We start from the raw sequence: 18,737 nt of genomic DNA, 5'->3' as shown, positions 1-18,737 counted from the left end.
GGAGGCAATGTTATGAATGTCATCGCAGCGGTGGACCAAAACTGGGCCATTGGCAAGGACGGGGATCAGCTGTGTTATATCCCCGCCGATCTGAAGCGGTTTCAGGCCCTCACCTCCGGCCATGCCGTTCTCCTGGGGCGCAAGACCTTGTCCACATTCCCCGGCGGCCGGCCCCTGAAGAACCGGCGGAACCTGATCCTGTCCCGCGATCGCTCCTTTGCTTCGGAGGGGGCAGAGGTGTTCCATGATCTGGACAGTCTCCGCGCCGCCGCCCCGGCGGACGCTTTCGTTATCGGCGGGGCCAGCGTGTACCAGGCGCTGCTGCCCTGGTGCGACAGGGCGTACATCACCAAGATCGACCACGCCTGGCCTGCCGATGTCTATTTTCCGGACCTGGATGCCGACCCCGCCTGGCGTATCGTGGAGGAGGAGGCGCCGCTGGAGCACGAAGGGCTGCGCTTTCGCTACGTGACCTATGAGAGGGTGAAGGAATAATGTACCGGGAAGAAATTGCCGCCTATGTGCCCCGGAGCGAGCAGGAGGCAGCCGACCAGGCTATGATGCTGGACTACCTGCGGCGGTTTCCGGACAATATTCTTACCCGGGAGAACCAGATCGCCCACCTTACCAGCTCCGGCTTTGTGGTGAACCAGGACGGTTCCAGGGTGCTGATGGCCCACCACAATATTTACAAGGTGTGGGCCTGGACCGGCGGCCATGCCGACGGCGAAGCCGACCTGCTCTCGGTGGCGCTGCGGGAGGCCCGGGAGGAGACGGGCGTAGCCCACATCCGCCCGTTGAGTACCGCCATTGCCTCCCTGGATATCCTGCCGGTGTGGGGCCACGTGAAGCGGGGAAAGTGGGTGTGCGCCCACCAGCACCTGAACGTCAGCTATCTGCTGACGGCTGATGACACCGATCCCCTCCGCGTGCGGGAGGGGGAGAATACCCGGGTGGGCTGGCTGCCGGCGGACCGGCTGCTGGAACTCACCTGTGAGTGGCAGATGGACGGAGTGTACACCAAATTGCTGGAGCGGGCCCGGGCGCTGCTGTGACAAACTAAAAACAGGGGCCGCGCACATGGTGCGCGGCCCCTGTCGGCTTCTTATTCGCTCTCCGGTGGGGCAGTGGGCAGCTTGGTCACGGTAGCCCACTCCACCCGGCGGTCGCTGAGTTCTTCCACCCGGATATGCAGCCCATAGAGCTCCACCTCGGGGTGACTGCCGTCCTCGGGGATGACGGACAGCTGGGCAAAGACGAGCCCACCCAGTGTCTCGGCTTCCTCTTCCTCGGGGAACTCCATTTCCAGCGCCTCGGCCACGTCGTCCAAGTCGGCCGAACCGGCGATGCGCCAGCGATTCTCGCCCAGAGGAACGATCTCCTGGTCCTCCTGGGGATCGAATTCGTCATAGATGTTGCCCACGATCTCTTCCAGCAGATCCTCCATGGTTACAAGCCCGGCGGTGCCGCCGTACTCGTCCACCACAATGCACAGATGGACTTTCCGGCTCTGCATATCCCGGAAGAGCTTGTCGGTACGCACGGATTCCGGCACAAAATGGGCCGGACGCAGCAGTTCCCGTACCGGACGGGGATGGTCCTTTCTGGCGTTCAACAGCCAGTCACGGGTGTACAGGATGCCGATGATATCGTCGGCGTCCTCCTCATAGACAGGAAAACGGGACAGGCCGGAGGACTCGATGGTCGCTTCGATCTCCTGGGCGGTGTCATCCACCCATACCATGACCATGTCGGTGCGATGGACCATCACGTCGGCCGCAGTCATGTTGTCGAACTCGAAAATATTATCGATCATTTCTTTTTCCCCGGCCTGGATGGCGCCTTTTTCCTCGCCGATGTCCACCATCATGCGGATGCCTTCTTCCGAGACGGCATCCTCCTCCCGGCTGGGATCGATATGTACCAGACGCAGAACCAGATTGGTGCAAAGAGTGAGCAGTGCAATGAGGGGAAACATGATCACAGAGAGCACACGGATGACGCCATAGGTATGCCGGGCTACCGTTTCCGCTTTCTGGGCGGCTGCCCGCTTGGGAACTAGGTGCCCGAAGACCAGCGTAAGACAAGAGAGTACCAGGGTGACAAGGACCACGGCCAGGATGTGCAGCAGTGTCTGCCCGGTGGGATCCAAGGGATGGTATGCCAGCCACCAGCTGGTGATGCGTCCGGCAAAGCGGTCTGCGGCAAAGGCCGCACCCAGAAGAGCGGCCAGCGTGGTGCCGATCTGAAGGGCAAAGAGCGGCCGGGTAGGGGCTTCCACGATACGCAGCAGGCGTCCGGCCGTCTTATCTCCCTCCTCAGCCTGGCGGCGCAGAAGGGATTCGTTCAGGGACAATACCGCCACCTCGGCAGAGGTAAAGCAGGCGTTGAGTGCAATGAGTATGACCTGAAACAGAAGCTGAGGCCATAATGGGGGTTGCAAAGTAATTCCTCCTTAACAACATAGGTGCGCGCCGGAGGGCACGCATGATACTTTAGTATATCATATACGGGGAAAAAATCCAGAAGTACATGGAAAAAAGTTTCCCCTGCCCGCCGGGCGTGTTATAATAACACTGTCTGCGCGGAAATACGACACAGGAAGGTGTGGAGCGGATGAATGGGGTGCTGAAGGACCGGGACACCCTGCGGCACTGGCTGGAGCAGCCGGGGACCTTTATCAAGTGGCTGATCTTTGCCGGGATCAGCGGGGTGCTGTGCGGCGGAGTGAGCACCGGGTTTTACTACGCCTTCTCCGCCGTCACCGATCTGCGTCAGGCCCACCCGTGGCTGCTCTGGCTGCTGCCGGCGGGCGGGGCGGCCATCGTGCTGCTTTACCGGGTTTGCGGCATGGAGAAGGACCGGGGCACCAACTTTGTACTGGTGGCTGTGCGGGAGGACCAGCCCCTGCGCCTGCGCACGGCGCCGCTGGTGTTCCTCTCCACCATCATTACCCACCTGGTGGGGGGCTCTTCCGGCCGGGAGGGGGCCATTCTGCAGATCGGCGGCTCCATTTCCTCCAAGCTGGGGCGGTGGATGCACCTGGACGACAAAGACCGGCGCATCATTACCATGTGCGGTATGTCGGCCGCCTTTTCCGCTCTGTTCGGTACGCCGCTCACGGCCGCCATGTTTTCCATGGAAGTTACCAGCGTAGGTGTGCTCTATTACGCCGCCATCGTACCCTGTGTTCTTTCCTCCATCGTGGGGCTGTGGGTGGCCAAGTCCCTGGGAGTGCCAGCCACGGCCTTCTCCCTTCAGGGAGTGCCCAATCTGAATGTACTCACCCTGGTGCAGGTTATCGGCATGGGGGTGCTCTTTGCCTTGCTGTCCATCCTCTTCTGCAGGATGATGCACGCTGCGCCCAAGCTGTACGAGCGCTTTTTGCCCCGGCCGGTCATCCGGGCCGCAGTGGGCGGCGCGCTGGTGGTGGCGCTGACCTTTTTGGTTTGGCTATGGGCCCCGGGCAGCTATGACTACAACGGTGCGGGCGAGGCGGTCATCCACGCCGCCGTGGAAGGCCAGGCCCGTCCGGAAGCCTTTTTGCTGAAAATGCTCTTTACCACCATCACCCTGGGGGCCGGCTTTAAAGGGGGCGAGATCGTCCCCGTGTTCTTTACCGGCTCCACCTTTGGCTGTACAGTGGCTCCGCTGCTGGGACTGCACCCCTCTTTCGGGGCGGGACTGGGGATGGTCAGCGTGTTCTGCGGGGTTACCAACTGTCCGCTGACCTCCCTGCTGCTGGCCCTGGAGCTCTTTGCCGGAGACAGTTATGGAATGTTCACCGGCCAGAGCCTGTGCCTGTTTGCTGTGTGTATCGCGGTATCCTATATGCTCTCGGGTTACTACGGCCTTTACAGCGAACAGAAGATTGTGTACAGCAAGTTCCGGGCGGAGTACATCGACCAGAAAGCCAATGAAGCCAGAAGAGAATCTGGCAGAGATGAGAGGAATGCAGATCGAACATGAACATCTTTGATATTATGGGCCCCATCATGGTTGGACCGTCATCCTCCCACACCGCCGGGGCAGCACGGATCGGCCGGATCACCCGGCGGCTGCTGGGAAGTCAGCCTGTGCGGGCGGAACTGCTGCTCCACGGCTCCTTTGCCGCCACCGGGGCGGGCCACGGCACCGACCGGGCGCTGGTGGCGGGACTGCTGGGTATGCGGCCCGACGACGCCCGGCTGCCCCGCTCCTTTGAGCTGGCCAGCCAGGCGGGGCTGGAACTGACCCTGGGCAAGACCGTTTTGCGGGGAGCCCACCCTAACACCGTGCTGCTGCGGGTAGAGGACGCCGGAGGCAAGCGGCTGGAGGTGGTGGCCTCTTCGCTGGGAGGCGGTCGGGTACAGGTGTGCTCCATCGACGGGCTGGAGGCCCGCTTTACCGGAGATCTGCCCACCCTGATCATCCGAAACCAGGACCAGCCCGGCATGGTGGCCGAGGTCACAGGGGTGCTCTCCCGCCGGCGGGTCAACATTGCCACGATGCAGCTCTACCGGGATATACGGGGCGGGTTGGCGGTGATGGTCATCGAGAGCGACCAGCCCATCTGGGCCGCAGCGGTGGAAGAGCTGCGGGCCTGCCCCGGGATCGACCGGGTGACCTACCTGGGCATGGAAGAGGAGGAGTGACATGGCGTTTTCATCGGTAGAGGGGCTGCTGCTGGCAGCCCGGGAGCAGCCGGTATGGCAGGCGGTGCTGGAGGACGACCTCCGGGACCGGGGCGTGGAGCGGGACCACTCCTGGCGTCAGATGAGCGGACTGTGGCAGGCTATGAAGGACACCGTATCCGGCTATGATCCGGCGGCCCGCTCCCACAGCGGCCTCACCGGCGGCTCCGGCGCCCGGCTGGAGGGCGCAGGACCGGGGCTGTGCGGCCCCTTTTTGCGGTCGGTGATCGCAGCGGCGGTCAAGACAGGGGAGTGTAACGCCTGCATGCGGCGCATCGTGGCCGCGCCCACAGCGGGGGCCAGCGGGGTGCTGCCGGCGGTGCTGCTGCCCCTTCAGGCCAGGGACGGCCTTGCGGATACGGTCATGGTGGAGGCACTCTATGTGGCCGCCGGATTCGGACAGGTCATCGCTACCCGTGCCTCCATTGCCGGGGCGGAGGGAGGCTGTCAGGCCGAGGTGGGCTCGGCCTCCGGTATGGCGGCTGCGGCGCTGGTCCACGTAATGGGCGGCTCCGGGGAACAAATGGCCCACGCCTGCGCCATCGCTCTGTCCAACACCCTGGGACTGGTGTGTGACCCGGTGGCCGGACTGGTGGAGGTGCCCTGTGTCAACCGCAATGTGATGGGGGCGGTGAACGCCCTGTCCTGCGCTGAGCTGGCCCTGTCCGGCATAACGAGCGCCATTCCCTGCGATGAGGTCATCGACGCCATGCGTGCCGTGGGGGACAGCCTGCCCGCTGCCCTGCGGGAGACGGGCGGTGGCGGCCTGGCAGCTACCCCCACCGGGCGGCGGATCGCGGAGCAAATGGCATGAATTCGGGAGGAATCGACAATGCTGCAATTTAATCATTTTAATTTCAATGTACTGGACCTGGAGCGCTCCCTGGCCTTTTACCGCCAGGCACTGGAGCTGGAAGTGGTGGAGGAAAAGCAGGCCGGGGACGGCTCCTTCCGCCTGGTGTACCTGGGCGATGGGGAGACCGGTTTCCGGCTGGAACTGACCTGGCTGCGGGAGCGCACCGAGCCCTATGACCTGGGGGAGCAGGAATATCACCTGGCCTTCCTCACCGACCGCTATGAAGAGCTTCTGGAGCGGCACAAGGCTATGGGCTGCGTCTGCTTTGAGAATCCGGAGATGGGCATCTACTTCATCGAAGACCCGGACGGCTACTGGATCGAGATCGTCCCGGTAAGAAGCTGAGTCAGAGGAGATCCCTATGCTCTTTTCCAGTTCGGTGTTTCTCTTTCTCTTCCTGCCGCTGGTGCTGCTGGTCTACTACCTGCCTCTGCGCCGGTGGCGGCAGGGACAGAATCTGTTTCTGCTGCTGGCCTCCCTGTTTTTTTACGCCTGGGGGGAGCCCTGGTTCGTACTGGTCATGATGGGCTCCATCCTGGCCAACTACGGTTTTGGATTGTGGGTGGATGTCCGCAAACGGGCCGGGCGGTCCTGCCGGGCGCCCATCGCGGCGGCCTTGGCGGTGAATCTGGGGCTGCTGTTCGTATTCAAGTATCTCACTTTCGTGCTGGGGATCCTCAACGGCCTGGGGGCGGCTTTCGTCATCCCGGGCATTGAGCTGCCCATCGGCATTTCCTTTTTTACCTTTCAGGCCTTGAGCTATGTGCTGGACGTCCACCGGGACCGGGGACAGGTCCAGCGCTCACCGCTGAAGGTGGGGCTGTACATCTCGTTTTTTCCCCAGCTTATTGCCGGGCCCATCGTCAAATATGAGACGGTGGCCCAGCAGATCGACGGCCGTCAAGAGACCTGGTCGGATTTCTCCGCCGGATGTGCCCGCTTTATTGTGGGACTGGGGAAAAAGGTGCTTATTGCCAATCAGCTGGCGGTGGTGGCCGACCGGGCGTTCGGCTTGGGGAGCGGGGAGCTCTCCGCTGGGTTTGCCTGGCTGGGCTCGCTGTGCTATACATTCCAGATCTATTATGACTTCTCCGGCTATTCCGACATGGCCATTGGCCTGGGAAAGATGTTTGGATTCCACTTTCTGGAGAACTTCAACTACCCCTACATCTCCACGTCCATCACTGAGTTCTGGCGGCGCTGGCACATCTCCCTGTCCACCTGGTTCCGGGATTATGTCTATTTCCCTCTGGGCGGCAGCCGGGTGGATACCCGGTGGAAACACATCCGCAACCTGTTTGTGGTGTGGCTGCTCACCGGCATCTGGCATGGGGCCAACTGGACGTTTCTGGCCTGGGGCCTGTTCTATTTCGTGCTGCTGGTGCTGGAGAAGTACGGACATCTGGGCCGGGGCTGGCCGGTGGGAGCCAAGTGGCTGTTTACCTTCCTGATGGTCAATTTTGCCTGGGTGCTCTTCCGGGCAGACGGGCTGGCGGAAGCCGGAACTTATCTGGGGGCCATGTTCGGGTTTGGACAGGGCCTCTGGGACGGTCTGGGCACCCTCTATCTGCGGGAGAACCTGCCCGTGCTGCTGGCGGCAGCGGTGTTTTCCGCCCCGGTGGCCCTCCGGGTGCGGGCGTGGGCCGCCCGGCGGGATTCCGTCCTGCTGGACGCGGGCTATGCCGTGCTGGCGGCGGCGGTCTTTCTGGTGTCGGCCAGCTTCATCATCAAGGGGACCTACAACCCCTTCATCTACTTCAATTTCTAAGGAGGGGAAGGGATGAACCGACGCAATACCATGACGGCTGTGGTCTTCCTGGCCGCGGTGGCGGCAGGACTTTTGCTGCTGGCCACGGCCTGGTTCGGCGGAGAAGGGGATCTGAAACACCTGCTGAAGACCTCCTTTGAGCAGCGGGATGCGGCCGCTGTTTTGGAAGGCGCGGAGAGCGCCGCCAATCAGGATCTGGACCGGCACCATCTGTTTATCCAGCTCTACGGCGGGGTGCAGCGGCTCACCGGCCGTCGGGTGGTGGAGGACACGGTGAGCGCGAACACGGTGGTGAAGTTATCCACCGGGGCGCTCAATTTTGTGGATCTTCAGGCTGGCCCGGTCAGTGAGGAGACAATAACCGCCCACGCTGACGCCACGGTAGAGTTTGCCCGGGCGCTGGAAGAGCTGGGCATTCCCTATCGTTTTGTGCTGGCCCCTCAGAAGATCGAACAGGGGCAGGATCTGCTGCCCGAGGGGGTGCAGGAATACGGCAATGAGACCGCCGACGCCTTTCTGGCCGCGCTGGAGGCGGAGGGAACGCCGTACACTGACCTTCGGCCCCTGTTTGAGGAGAACGGGACTTACGCCGACTGGTTTTTCCGTACCGACCACCACTGGAAGCCGGAGGCGGCCTTTTTTGCCTGGCAGTACCTGACCGGGCAGGTGGACCTCCTTGCCACCGACCCGTCCCTCACCGACCCGGACAACTGGGAAACGACCGTGCTGGAGGACTTTTTCCTGGGCAGCCAGGGCAAGCGGGTGGGGTCCCTCTACGCCGGGGCGGACGATTTTACCCTCTACACCCCCCGCTTTAACACGGATCTGAGTTACACCTGCCCCTTTTACGCCATCGACCGCACCGGCCCCTTTGCCGAGTCGGTTTGCTTCCCCGAGCGGGTGGAGGAGCGGGACTGGTTTAACGGCAACCCCTATACCTACTACGCCGGGGGGGACTACCCTCTTGCCACCATTACCAACCACGAAAATCCCGATGGGCCCCGGGTGGTACTGCTGCGGGATTCCTTTGCCTGCGCATTGACCCCCTTCTTGTCCCTGTCCTGCTCCCAGCTGACTACCATCGACCTGCGCTATTTCCAGGGGGACCTGCTGGAAAGCATTGCTGAGCTGGAGCCCGATCTGGTGCTTACGCTGTACAACGTGGGCGGAATCGGCCTGGATGAGTTGTTCCAATATCAGAAAACGGAGTGATCAAACCTTGAACCGAGCCAATCGCCCGGCCCCGTCCCTGCGGCGGCTGGACTACCACTATATTGCCATGCAGGTGGGTTTCTGGGCCATGTTTGCCGCCATTGTGGCCTACCAGACCGCCCTGCTGCTGGACCGTGGCTTCAGCAACGGCCAGGCGGGGCTGATGACTGCGGTGCGCTGCCTGGCGGGCATCGTGTGTCAGCCTCTGTTGGGTGGCTTTGCCGACCGCCACCCGGAGATCCCTCTCAAGCGCATTGTAGCCGTGTCCATGGTGCTGTCCCTGGCCGCAGGGGTATGGTTCTGGCTGGACAGCGGCATGGGACTGTGGAGCACCATTCTGGTATGGGCCGTGATCGGCGGCCTGGAGGTATCCAGCTATCCGCTGATGGACGCCATGGCGATCCAGTTTATTAACGCAGGTATGCCCATCCGCTACAGCCTGGGGCGGGGGATCGGTTCGCTGGCTTATGCGCTGGTGTGCGTGCTGTTGGGTGCGCAGGTGCGGTGGCTGGGGCTGGAGAGCACCCTGGCCACCCATGTGGTCCTGGTGGCGGTGGAGATCCTGCTGGTATGTACCTACCCGGCCTATCGCGCCCAGCCCCAGCAGAGGCAGGAGGCAACAGACCAGCCACGTTCCGTACTGGCTCTGCTACGTGGAAACCGGCGCTTTACCCTGATGCTGCTGGGAGTGCTCTTTGGCCTGACGGGCATCATGCCCCTGTCCAACTTCCTGGTGAACATCGTCACAAGCCGGGGGGGTACCGATGCCGACCTGGGACTGGCGCTGTTTCTGATGGGCGGATTTGAACTGCCTACCGCCTTTTTCTTCCCAAAGCTGATGCGCCGCTTTGGCAGCGGGAAGCTGCTGCTGCTGAGCATGGTATTTGGTACGCTGAAAGGAGTAGCCCTGCTGCTGAGCTGGAACTATGCGGGAGTGCTGATGGCCCAGCCGCTGCAGATGCTGGGGTACGGACTGTTTACGCCGGCGTCGGTGTACTTTGTCAACGAGTCGGTGCCGCCCGCCGACCGGGTACGGGGCCAGACCATCATGATGGTGGCCTCCAATGGCCTGGGAGGTATGTTGGGCGGTCTGTTGGCGGGCGCAACCCTGGACCGAGGGGGCGCTGACGGGATGCTGTGGGGCTGTATTGCCTGCGGGTGTGTTGGTATTGTCCTGTGTGGGCTGGCTTTGAGGCAAAAATACGTGAAAGTTACCTCTTCCAAAATCGACAGGAATGGTGTATGATATCTGCGGCTAAAATGCATATTGGTTGAAATAAGACCGGATACCTTATGGAGGTACGACATGAGAAAAACAAAAGTGATTTGTACCCTCGGTCCCGCGGTGGACAATGAGGAGACCATGCGTAAACTGATCCTGGCCGGCATGAATGCTGCCCGGTTCAACTTTTCCCACGGCTCTCACGAAGAGCAGCTGGCACGTCTGACCATGCTCAAGCGGGTGCGGGATGAGCTGGGCGCCCCTGTGGCGACCATTCTGGATACAAAGGGTCCTGAGATCCGTATCAAGACCTTTGCCAACGGCCCTGTGGCCCTGGAAAAGGGACAGTCTTTTATGCTGAGCACCGATGAGGTGGTGGGCGACGCGACCCAGGTGTCCGTCACCTATCAGAACCTGCATGCTGAAGTGGGCCCCGGCTGCCGTATTCTGGTGGACGATGGCCTGATTGAGCTGCTGGTGGAGAAGGTGGAGGGCCACAATATCCACTGTGTGGTGGAGAACGGCGGACCTCTGTCCAACAACAAGTCCATCAATATCCCCGATGTGAACATCCTGCTGCCCTCTCTGACTGAGAAGGACAAGGCCGACCTGAAGTTTGCCGCCGAGAATGACTTTGACTTTATCGCGGCCTCCTTCGTGCGCAAGGCCCAGGACGTAGAGGACATCCGGGCGGAGCTGCATAAGTATGGCGCGGACGATATCCGCATCATCTCCAAGATCGAAAACCGTGAGGGCGTGAACAACCTGGACGCCATCATTGCTGCCTCTGACGGCATCATGGTGGCCCGCGGCGACCTGGGTGTGGAGATCCCCGCCCACGAGGTGCCCGTCCTCCAGAAAAAGATGATCAAGGCGACCATCCGCCAGGGCAAGCCCGTTATCACCGCGACTCAGATGCTGGATTCCATGATCCGCAACCCCCGGCCCACCCGTGCCGAGGTATCTGATGTGGCCAACGCTGTGTTTGACGGCACCTCCTGCGTGATGCTCTCTGGTGAGACCGCCTCCGGCAAGTACCCCATCGAGGCGCTGGAGACCATGGTGGATACCGTTACCGCCGCGGAGGATGCCATCAATTACTGGGGCCGCTTCCGGGAGCGCAACCTGCTGACCAGCGCCAGCACCGTCAGCGACGCCATCACCCACTCCTGCTGCTTGACCGCTATGGACCTGAATGCCACTGCCATTCTGGCGGCCACCAAGTCCGGCTATACCGCCAAGGTCATCTCCCGTTTCCGCCCCGCCTGCCCCATTGTGGCGCTGTGCCAGACGGAGTCTACCCGCCGTCAGCTGGCCATCTCCTGGGGCGTGTATCCCTACCTGTCCGGCCAGGTGGACTCCACCGACCGGATGTTCTCCCTGGCTGTGGAGGTGGCCCGCAAGGAGGGCGCCATCAAGGCAGGGGATACCGTGGTCATTACTGCCGGTGTGCCCATCGGAAAGTCTGGTACCACCAACCTCATCAAAGCCCAGACCGTGGAAGAGGTCCTGTAACATAGAACGGCTCAAGGAGAGTCCCCGTAAGGGGGCTCTCTTTTTTTATGCGCGGCATAAAATGGCGGGAGGGGGGATGGGGATGGAAAACCGGATTTTGGCGCGGTTAGGAGGAGAGGCAGATCTGGTTTGGCTATTGACGCTGCTGAGTGTACTGCCGGTCAACACCTATACGTTGGAAGAGTGGAACGAAGCTTTGTCCTGTATCTTGGGGCGGCGGGTATTCTGTCCCTCCTACCGCACCTTATTCGACTATTTACACCGGGCAGTTTTGGGGTTACAATGAAGCTGCAAGAGAATACTGCAAGGAGGTGCCCCATGAAACTGACCTTTTTCGGCGCGGCACGGGCCGTCACCGGCAGCTGCCACTGTGTGGAGTGCGGCGGGAAGAAGATCCTGGTGGACTGCGGATTGCAGCAGGGCCGGGATGAGCGGGATAACCGGGAACTGGACTTCAGCGCCGGATACATCGATGCGGTGGTGGTCACCCACGCCCACATCGACCACTCCGGCCGCATCCCCCTGCTGGTCAAGCAGGGCTTCACGGGCAACATCTACTGCACGCGCCTCACGGGCCAGCTGCTGAGCATCATGCTGCGGGACTCCGCCCATATCCAGGAGAGCGACGCCCAGTGGCAGAACCAGAAGGGCCGCCGGGCCGGTGAGGAGCCGGTGGAGCCGCTGTACACGGTGGCTGACGCCGAAGCGGCGCTGGAGCATATCGTCACCTGCGAGTACGGCACCATGCTGCCCATTGAAGACGGGGTGAAGATCCGCTTTACGGACGCGGGCCATCTGCTGGGTTCAGCCAGTGTGGAGATGTGGCTCACCGAGGGAGGCCAGACCCGAAAGGTGGTCTTCTCGGGCGACATCGGCAACCGGGATCAGCCGGTCATCCGAGATCCTCAGTACATCCGGGACGCCGACTATGTGCTCACGGAGAGCACTTATGGCGACCGCCTCCACGATATGAGCCAGAAGCCGGACTATACCACCGATCTGGCCGCCATCATTGACGAGACGCTTGGCAAGGGAGGCAACGTCATCATTCCCTCCTTTGCTGTAGGCCGCACCCAGGAACTGCTGTACTTCATCCGGGAGATGAAGGAGCAGGGACTGGTGAAGAGCCAGCCTAATTTTCAGGTGGTGGTGGACTCCCCGCTGGCCAGCGAGGCCACGCGTATCTTCTCCGGTGATCTGCGGGGCTATTTGGATGAGGAGGCCATCGCCGCCCTCAAGGGCGGGGCTCTGTTCCAGTTCCCCGGTCTCACCATCACCGAGAGCAGTGAGGAGTCCAAGGCACTGAACCTGGATCCCACACCCCGGGTCATCATCTCGGCCTCTGGCATGTGCGATGCCGGGCGCATCCGCCACCACCTCAAGCACAATCTGTGGCGGCCGGAATGCGCAGTGGTCTTTGTGGGATACCAGGCCGAGGGCAGCTTGGGCAGGCGGCTGCTCAACGGGGTAAGCTCGGTCAAGCTCTTCGGCGAGGAGATTGCTGTGCGGGCCAGGATCGTTAATTTCCACGGCCTCTCCTCCCATGCTGACCGGGATGGCCTGCTGCGGTGGATCGAACACTACAATCCCAAGCCCCGGCAGGTTTTTGTGGTCCACGGCGAGGCCGAGGTCACCGAGATCTACGCCGACACACTGCGCCAGCGGGGCCTGTCCGCCCATGCGCCCAATTATGAAGAGGTGTACGACCTGTTGGAGGACCGCATGTTGGCTCCGGGCATCCCGCCCGAAAAGAAGCCGGCCCCGGCCTCCGGCGTCTCCCCGGCCTACCAGCGTCTGGAGGATGTGGGGCGCAAGCTTATGGAGGTCATTGCCCACAACAAGGGAGGCACCAACAAAGACCTGGGCAAATTTGCAGATCAACTGCGGGCCCTCATCGAAAAGTGGGACCGATAAAACATGTAGCAGCAAAAGGGACGCCTTTGGGCGTCCCTTTTGCTGTGTTTTTTTATGCGCAGGGGCCGGCCGGCCGTATATTTGTTTCCTGTGCCGCCATACTAACCCCATCAAGGAAGAAACAGGGGAAGCGCGTATGCAACGATTTACACTCAGACCAACCATCACCTTCGGCTCCGGAGCTCTGGCCGGACTGGAGCAGCTCGCCGGAAAGCGGGTCATGGTCATCACCGATGCCTTCCTGGCCAAGTCCGGCCTGCTGGACCGGGTACTGGTCCACCTCAAGGGCTGTACCGTGGAGCGCTTTACCGACGTGGTGCCCGACCCGCCGCTGACGCTGGTGGCCCGGGGAGCCCGGGTCCTGGCGGACTTCCGGCCCCAGGCGGTGGTGGCCTTCGGGGGCGGTTCTCCCATGGACTGCGCCAAGGCCATGCTGACCTTCGGCAAGAAGCTGGGCGCGCCGGAGGATGTCCGCTTTTACGCGGTGCCCACCACGGCAGGCACCGGCTCGGAGGTCACCTCCTTTGCTGTGCTCACCGACGGAGAGCGGGGGGTGAAGTATCCCCTGGTGGACGATGACTTTCTGCCTGACGAGGCCATCCTGGACCCGGTGCTGCTGGCAGGGGTGCCGGCTGCAGTGACGGCGGACACGGGCATGGATGTGCTCACTCACGCGGCCGAGGCATGTGTGGCCCGGGGGCACAGCCCCTATTCCGATGCCCTGGCAGAGAAGGCGTTCGTTATGGCCTGGCACAACCTGCGCCCGGCCTATGAGAGCGCCGGGGAGAGCACGGCCAAGGAGCAGATGCTCTTGGCCTCCAATCTGGCGGGCATCGCATTCAATGCCGCCGGACTGGGGGTGTGCCACAGCATGGCCCACGCCCTGGGAGGGCGCTACCATGTGCCCCATGGGCGGCTCAATGCCATGCTGCTGCCCCATGTGATCGCCTTCAACGCAGCAGAGAGCGCCGCGGCGGAGCGCTATGCCCGGCTGGCCCGGCTGTGCGGCCTGGCGGGCAATCCCAGGGCCCTCGCTGCGGGGCTGAACCGGCTGCGGAGCCAGCTGGGGCTGCCCGAGCGGCTTACCGCCTGCGGGGTGGAGGGGCGCACCCTCCGCGCTGACCTGGATGGGCTGGCGGAGGCGGCGCTGGCGGATGGGTGCATTTCCTCCAACCCCCGCACGGTCTCCGTACAGGACGTAAAACATCTGCTGAAGGAGCTGGGATAATGGGGGAGCAGCTGCTGTCCGTGGGCATCGACATCGGCACCTCCACCACCCAGCTGGTCCTCTCCCGACTGACGCTGGAGAACCGGGCCAACCCCTTTACCGTCCCCCGGGTATCCATTGCCGGGCGGGAGGTGCTTTACCGCAGCGCCATCCACTTTACACCCCTGCTGTCCGATACGGTCATCGACGCCGCCGGGGTGGGGGCCATCGTGGCGGAAGAATACGACAAGTCGGGCTTTGACCGCTCTCAGGTCGATACCGGCGCGGTCATCATCACCGGAGAGACCGCCCGCAAGGAAAACGCCCGGGAAGTGCTCTCCGCCCTGTCCAGCTTTGCCGGGGATTTCGTGGTGGCCACCGCCGGGCCTGACCTGGAATCCATCCTGGCCGCCCGTGGAGCGGGTGTGGATAAATACTCAAAGGAACATCACACGGATATATTACACTTTGATATTGGAGGCGGCACCTCCAACCTGGCGCTCTACACCCACGGGGAGCTGGCTGCCACCGGTTGCCTGGACGTAGGGGGGCGGCTCATCAAGATCGACCGGGCCAGCCGGACGGTCACCTATGTCTCACCGGCGCTGACCCGGGCGGGGGTGGACGGTGTCCCGGCGGTGGGGCAGACCGCCACGCCGGAGGGGCTGGAACCGGTCCTCCGCGCCATGGTGGAGGCTCTGGAGCAGGCTGCGGGCCTGCGCCCCGGGCGGGACCGGCTGGACGCTTTTCTCACCAGTGATACCCGCTGGGAGCCCAGGCCGGTGCCCTGGGTGTGTTTCTCCGGGGGCGTGGCCGACTGCATCTATGACCAGCCGGAGGACTGGCTGGCCTTCGGGGACATCGGGGTGCTGCTGGGCCGGGCTATCCGCAGCTCCCCCGCCTTTTCGGAGGAACGCCGCCTGCGGGGGAGCGAGACCATCCGGGCCACGGTGGTGGGGGCGGGAAGTCACGCCACCGACCTGTCCGGCTCCACCATCTTCTACCGCGAGGTCTCCTTCCCAATGAAAAATCTGCCCATTCTCAAGCTCACCCGGAGTGAGGAGGGGGCAGGGGCGGCGGAGCTGGCCCGGTGCATCCGGGAGAAGCTGGCCTGGTACCGGGACGAGGGCGGGCTGACCCAGCTGGTGCTGGCCCTGCGGGGGGAGCCGAACCCGGGGTATGGCCGGGTGCAGGAACTGGCCCGGGGCATTGCCGAAGGGCTGGAGCCCCTGCGGCAGGCCGGATTTATCCCCGTGGTGCTGGTGGAGGCCGACCAGGCCAAGGTGCTGGGGCAGGCCATGGCCGCCCGAATGAGCGGCCCGCTGCTCTGTCTGGACGGCGTGGGGGTGGACAACGGCGACTATCTGGACATCGGCGCGCCGGTAGCCGACGGCGCCGTATTACCTGTTGTAATAAAGACACTGGTATTCAACAAATCGTAACCGCGAAGGAGCGATGACATGATACTCAAAACCAAGCTGCTGGGGCACGTGTACGAATTCAAGTCGGTCAAGGACGCCCTGGCCAAGGCCAACGAGGAGAAGTCGGGGGACCGGCTGGCGGGGATCGCGGCGGAGAACGCCGAGGAGCGGGTGGCGGCCAAGGTGGTGGTGGCCAACCTGACTCTGGCCGACCTGCGCAACCACCCCGCCGTTCCCTATGAAGAGGATGAGGTCACCCGCATCATCCAGGACGATGTGAACGAGAAGATCTACGACCAAATCAAGAACTGGACGGTGTCCGAGCTGCGGGAGTGGCTGCTGGATGAGCGCCACGACGGGGACGCCATCCGGTGGGTGAGCCGTGGCCTGACGGCGGAGATGATCGCCGCCGTGGCCAAGCTGATGAGCAACATGGACCTGATCTACGCCGCCAAGAAGATCAAGGTCACCGCCCACTGCAACACCACCATCGGTCTGCCGGGCACCCTGTCCTGTCGGCTTCAGCCCAACCACCCCACCGACGACCCGGACGGCATCCTGGCCTCCCTGCTGGAGGGGCTCACCTATGGGGCGGGGGACGCGGTGCTGGGCCTGAACCCGGTGGACGACAGTGTGGAGAGCGTACGCCGGGTGCTGGACCGGTTCCATGAGGTGCGCAACCGCTGGAATATCCCCACCCAGATTTGTGTGCTGGCCCACGTCACCACCCAGATGGAGGCGGTGCGCAAGGGGGCGCCCTGCGATCTGATCTTCCAGTCCATTGCCGGCTCCCAGAAGGGCAACGAGGCCTTCGGCCTGGACGGCAAGCTCATTGAGGAGGCCCGGCAGCTGGCCCTCCGTGAGGGTACCGCCGTGGGGCCCAACGTCATGTACTTTGAGACCGGCCAGGGCTCCGAGCTCTCCTCCGAGGCCCACCATGGCACCGACCAGGTGGTCATGGAGGCCCGGTGCTACGGCTTTGCCAAACGGTTCCAGCCCTACCTGGTGAACACGGTGGTGGGCTTTATTGGACCGGAATATCTGTACAACTCCAAGCAGGTGATCCGGGCCGGACTGGAGGACCACTTCATGGGCAAGCTCACCGGCGTGCCCATGGGGTGCGACGCCTGCTACACCAACCACATGAAGGCCGACCAGAACGACATCGAGGATCTGGCGGTGCTGCTCACTGCCGCCGGGTGCAACTACTTTATGGGCATTCCCCACGGGGACGATGTGATGCTCAATTACCAGACCACCGGTTTCCACGAGACCGCCGCCCTGCGGGAGCTCTTTGGCCTCACGGCCATTCCGCCCTTCCAGCGGTGGCTGGAGGACATGGGCTTTGTGGAGAACGGAAAGCTGACCGCCCTGGCGGGAGACGCGTCGGTGCTGCTGGCATAAGGAGGTTTTACGTTTGAACGAGCAAGAACTGCGCTCCATGGTGGAGCGGATGGTGCTGGAGCTGGCGGGACGGGAGCCGGTCAGGACGGCCGCCGTGTCCGCTCCGGCGGCGGAGCCCTCCGCCGGCTGCCTGGAGGACATTACCCAGACCGATCTGCGCCGGCAGTATCTGGTGGAGCACCCCAAGAACGGCCCTGCCTTTCTGGACCTGAAGGCCAAGACCCCCGCCCGGCTGGGGCTGGGCCGGGCTGGCGCCCGGTACAGGACCCTCTCCATGCTCCGCATGCGGGCCGACCACGCGGCGGCCCAGGACTCGGTTTTCTCCCACGTGCCCGACTCGTTCGCGGCGGAAAACGGCTTTGTCCGGGTCCAGACCCTGTGCCAGAACAAGGACGAGTATCTGACCCGGCCCGACAAGGGCCGCCGGTTTGACGAGGCCAATCAGGCCATCATCCAGCAGACCCTGGGCCGCAGCCCAAAGGTGGCCCTGGTGGTGGGAGACGGCCTCAGCTCGGCCGCCATCGAGGCCAACGCCGTGGACTGCCTGCAGGCCATCCAGGCGGGGCTCAAGACCTACGGGCTGGAGGGAGGCAAGGTGCTCTTTGTCCAGTACTGCCGGGTGGGCGCGTCCGACCACATCGGTGAGCTCACCGGGGCGGAGGTGGTGTGCATGCTGGTGGGGGAGCGGCCCGGTCTGGTGACGGCCGAATCCATGTCGGCCTACCTGACCTACAAGCCCCACATCGGCATCCCCGAGTCCAAGCGCACCGTGGTCTCCAACATCCACAAAGGGGGCACCACCGCCGTGGAGGCCGGGGCCCACATCGCCGAGCTCATCAAGACCATGCTGGACAAAAAGGCCAGCGGCATTGATCTAAAGGGGAGGATGGCATGAAAGACGATCTGATTCCCGCCAAGGTGCTGGCTACCCATACCATTGCCAACGTCAGCGAGACTCTGGCGGAGAAGCTGGGACTGCCCAAGCAGTACCGCTCCATCGGCATCATCACTGCCGACAGCGACGATGTGACCTACTGCGCCCTGGACGAGGCCACCAAGGCCGCCGCCGTGGAGGTGGTGTACGGCCGCTCCCTCTACGCCGGGGCGGGCAATGCCTCCACCGCGCTGGCCGGAGAGGTCATCGGCATTCTGGCCGGACCCAATCCGGCGGAAGTCCAGTCCGGCCTGCGGGCCTGCGTGGAGTTTATGAACAGCGGGGTGGGGTTCCGCTCCGCCAATGAGGACGATTCCATCGTCTATTTTGCCCACACCGTCTCCCGCACGGGCACGTATCTGTCCAAGACAGCGGGGGTGAAGGAGGGGGAGGCCCTGGCCTACCTCATCGCTCCGCCGCTGGAGGCGGTGGTGGGGCTTGACGAGGCCATGAAGGCCTCGGACGTGGAGCTGGTGGCCCTGTTTGAGCCGCCCAGCGAGACCAACTTCGGCGGCGGGCTGCTCACCGGTACCCAGAGCGCCTGCAACGCCGCCTGTGCCGCCTTTGCCGAGGCGGTGAAAGCGGTGGCCGCCCACCCAAAGGAGGTTTAA

The 18,737-nt window shown here is 63.2% G+C and carries 18 protein-coding genes; 17 read left to right on the top strand and 1 reads right to left on the bottom strand.

The features are described 5' to 3' along the window. The first annotated feature begins 12 nt into the window (after positions 1-12). Positions 13-495: a dihydrofolate reductase gene (locus WMO45_RS05065; RefSeq protein WP_349139483.1), complete on the top strand. Its 483-nt coding sequence runs from the start codon at positions 13-15 to the stop codon at positions 493-495. Then, positions 495-1,055 (top strand): NUDIX hydrolase, encoded by a 561-nt coding sequence (locus WMO45_RS05060; RefSeq protein WP_349139482.1) that lies wholly within the window; start codon positions 495-497, stop codon positions 1,053-1,055. The genes WMO45_RS05065 and WMO45_RS05060 overlap by 1 nt, the downstream gene beginning before the upstream one ends. 50 nt (positions 1,056-1,105) lie before the next feature. Here the strand turns inward: WMO45_RS05060 and WMO45_RS05055 are convergent, their stop codons facing one another. Continuing rightward, positions 1,106-2,443 carry a hemolysin family protein gene (locus WMO45_RS05055; protein ID WP_349139481.1) on the bottom strand — a complete coding sequence of 446 codons (1,338 nt, stop codon included), beginning with the start codon at positions 2,441-2,443 and terminating at the stop codon, positions 1,106-1,108. Between the two features lie 173 nt (positions 2,444-2,616). On the opposite strand from WMO45_RS05055, the gene WMO45_RS05050 reads away from it, so the two are divergent. The 15 genes from WMO45_RS05050 to eutL all read left to right on the top strand — a co-directional run bounded on the left by WMO45_RS05050 (position 2,617) and on the right by eutL (position 18,737). Further along, a complete protein-coding gene (locus WMO45_RS05050; RefSeq protein WP_349139634.1) occupies positions 2,617-3,969 on the top strand; it encodes a chloride channel protein in 1,353 nt (450 codons plus the stop codon). After that, complete coding sequence (sdaAB, locus tag WMO45_RS05045; protein WP_349139480.1) at positions 3,966-4,634, top strand: L-serine ammonia-lyase, iron-sulfur-dependent subunit beta; 669 nt, start codon at positions 3,966-3,968, stop codon at positions 4,632-4,634. Before WMO45_RS05050 ends, sdaAB begins: the two co-directional genes overlap by 4 nt. A 1-nt stretch (position 4,635) precedes the next feature. Next, positions 4,636-5,487, top strand: a complete 852-nt coding sequence (sdaAA, locus tag WMO45_RS05040; RefSeq protein ID WP_349139479.1) for an L-serine ammonia-lyase, iron-sulfur-dependent, subunit alpha — start codon at positions 4,636-4,638, stop codon at positions 5,485-5,487. 18 nt (positions 5,488-5,505) lie between these two features. Beyond that, the gene (locus WMO45_RS05035) at positions 5,506-5,874 is read left to right on the top strand and encodes a VOC family protein (protein WP_349139478.1); all 369 of its coding nucleotides are present in this window, start codon (positions 5,506-5,508) and stop codon (positions 5,872-5,874) included. A gap of 16 nt (positions 5,875-5,890) precedes the next feature. Next, entirely contained in the window at positions 5,891-7,297 is a 1,407-nt protein-coding gene (locus WMO45_RS05030; protein ID WP_349139477.1) for an MBOAT family O-acyltransferase, read from the top strand. A 12-nt stretch (positions 7,298-7,309) separates the two neighbouring features. Further along, positions 7,310-8,509: a DHHW family protein gene (locus WMO45_RS05025; protein WP_349139476.1), complete on the top strand. Its 1,200-nt coding sequence runs from the start codon at positions 7,310-7,312 to the stop codon at positions 8,507-8,509. 7 nt (positions 8,510-8,516) lie between these two features. Beyond that, positions 8,517-9,755 carry an MFS transporter gene (locus WMO45_RS05020; protein WP_349139475.1) on the top strand — a complete coding sequence of 413 codons (1,239 nt, stop codon included), beginning with the start codon at positions 8,517-8,519 and terminating at the stop codon, positions 9,753-9,755. Positions 9,756-9,815: 60 nt separating this feature from the next. Beyond that, positions 9,816-11,246 carry a pyruvate kinase gene (gene pyk / locus WMO45_RS05015; RefSeq protein ID WP_349139474.1) on the top strand — a complete coding sequence of 477 codons (1,431 nt, stop codon included), beginning with the start codon at positions 9,816-9,818 and terminating at the stop codon, positions 11,244-11,246. An 82-nt stretch (positions 11,247-11,328) separates the two neighbouring features. Continuing rightward, positions 11,329-11,532: a hypothetical protein gene (locus WMO45_RS05010; RefSeq protein ID WP_349139473.1), complete on the top strand. Its 204-nt coding sequence runs from the start codon at positions 11,329-11,331 to the stop codon at positions 11,530-11,532. A 32-nt stretch (positions 11,533-11,564) separates the two neighbouring features. Continuing rightward, entirely contained in the window at positions 11,565-13,160 is a 1,596-nt protein-coding gene (locus WMO45_RS05005; RefSeq protein WP_349139472.1) for an MBL fold metallo-hydrolase RNA specificity domain-containing protein, read from the top strand. Between the two features lie 136 nt (positions 13,161-13,296). Beyond that, entirely contained in the window at positions 13,297-14,388 is a 1,092-nt protein-coding gene (locus WMO45_RS05000) for a 1-propanol dehydrogenase PduQ (RefSeq protein ID WP_349139471.1), read from the top strand. Then, positions 14,388-15,809 carry an ethanolamine ammonia-lyase reactivating factor EutA gene (locus tag WMO45_RS04995; protein ID WP_349139470.1) on the top strand — a complete coding sequence of 474 codons (1,422 nt, stop codon included), beginning with the start codon at positions 14,388-14,390 and terminating at the stop codon, positions 15,807-15,809. Before WMO45_RS05000 ends, WMO45_RS04995 begins: the two co-directional genes overlap by 1 nt. A gap of 18 nt (positions 15,810-15,827) precedes the next feature. Beyond that, entirely contained in the window at positions 15,828-17,192 is a 1,365-nt protein-coding gene (locus tag WMO45_RS04990; protein WP_349139469.1) for an ethanolamine ammonia-lyase subunit EutB, read from the top strand. 13 nt (positions 17,193-17,205) lie between these two features. Then, the gene (eutC, locus tag WMO45_RS04985) at positions 17,206-18,087 is read left to right on the top strand and encodes an ethanolamine ammonia-lyase subunit EutC (RefSeq protein ID WP_349139468.1); all 882 of its coding nucleotides are present in this window, start codon (positions 17,206-17,208) and stop codon (positions 18,085-18,087) included. Further along, entirely contained in the window at positions 18,084-18,737 is a 654-nt protein-coding gene (gene eutL / locus WMO45_RS04980) for an ethanolamine utilization microcompartment protein EutL (RefSeq protein WP_349139467.1), read from the top strand. The genes eutC and eutL overlap by 4 nt, the downstream gene beginning before the upstream one ends.

This window comes from Flavonifractor hominis (assembly GCF_040095835.1).
GTDB classification, from domain to species: domain Bacteria; phylum Bacillota; class Clostridia; order Oscillospirales; family Oscillospiraceae; genus Flavonifractor; species Flavonifractor hominis.
Note: the sequence above shows the minus strand (reverse complement) of the source record. Positions and strands in the feature narration are given on the sequence as shown.

Bases quoted from the DNA above. Each gene is read 5' to 3' on its own strand.
- WMO45_RS05065 (WP_349139483.1), top strand. From the start codon at position 13: ATGAATGTCATCGCAGCGGTGGACCAAAACTGGGCCATTGGCAAGGAC.
- WMO45_RS05060 (WP_349139482.1), top strand. From the start codon at position 495: ATGTACCGGGAAGAAATTGCCGCCTATGTGCCCCGGAGCGAGCAGGAG.
- WMO45_RS05050 (WP_349139634.1), top strand. From the start codon at position 2,617: ATGAATGGGGTGCTGAAGGACCGGGACACCCTGCGGCACTGGCTGGAG.
- sdaAB (WP_349139480.1), top strand. From the start codon at position 3,966: ATGAACATCTTTGATATTATGGGCCCCATCATGGTTGGACCGTCATCC.
- sdaAA (WP_349139479.1), top strand. From the start codon at position 4,636: ATGGCGTTTTCATCGGTAGAGGGGCTGCTGCTGGCAGCCCGGGAGCAG.
- WMO45_RS05035 (WP_349139478.1), top strand. From the start codon at position 5,506: ATGCTGCAATTTAATCATTTTAATTTCAATGTACTGGACCTGGAGCGC.
- WMO45_RS05030 (WP_349139477.1), top strand. From the start codon at position 5,891: ATGCTCTTTTCCAGTTCGGTGTTTCTCTTTCTCTTCCTGCCGCTGGTG.
- WMO45_RS05025 (WP_349139476.1), top strand. From the start codon at position 7,310: ATGAACCGACGCAATACCATGACGGCTGTGGTCTTCCTGGCCGCGGTG.
- pyk (WP_349139474.1), top strand. From the start codon at position 9,816: ATGAGAAAAACAAAAGTGATTTGTACCCTCGGTCCCGCGGTGGACAAT.
- WMO45_RS05010 (WP_349139473.1), top strand. From the start codon at position 11,329: ATGGAAAACCGGATTTTGGCGCGGTTAGGAGGAGAGGCAGATCTGGTT.
- WMO45_RS05005 (WP_349139472.1), top strand. From the start codon at position 11,565: ATGAAACTGACCTTTTTCGGCGCGGCACGGGCCGTCACCGGCAGCTGC.
- WMO45_RS05000 (WP_349139471.1), top strand. From the start codon at position 13,297: ATGCAACGATTTACACTCAGACCAACCATCACCTTCGGCTCCGGAGCT.
- WMO45_RS04995 (WP_349139470.1), top strand. From the start codon at position 14,388: ATGGGGGAGCAGCTGCTGTCCGTGGGCATCGACATCGGCACCTCCACC.
- WMO45_RS04990 (WP_349139469.1), top strand. From the start codon at position 15,828: ATGATACTCAAAACCAAGCTGCTGGGGCACGTGTACGAATTCAAGTCG.
- eutL (WP_349139467.1), top strand. From the start codon at position 18,084: ATGAAAGACGATCTGATTCCCGCCAAGGTGCTGGCTACCCATACCATT.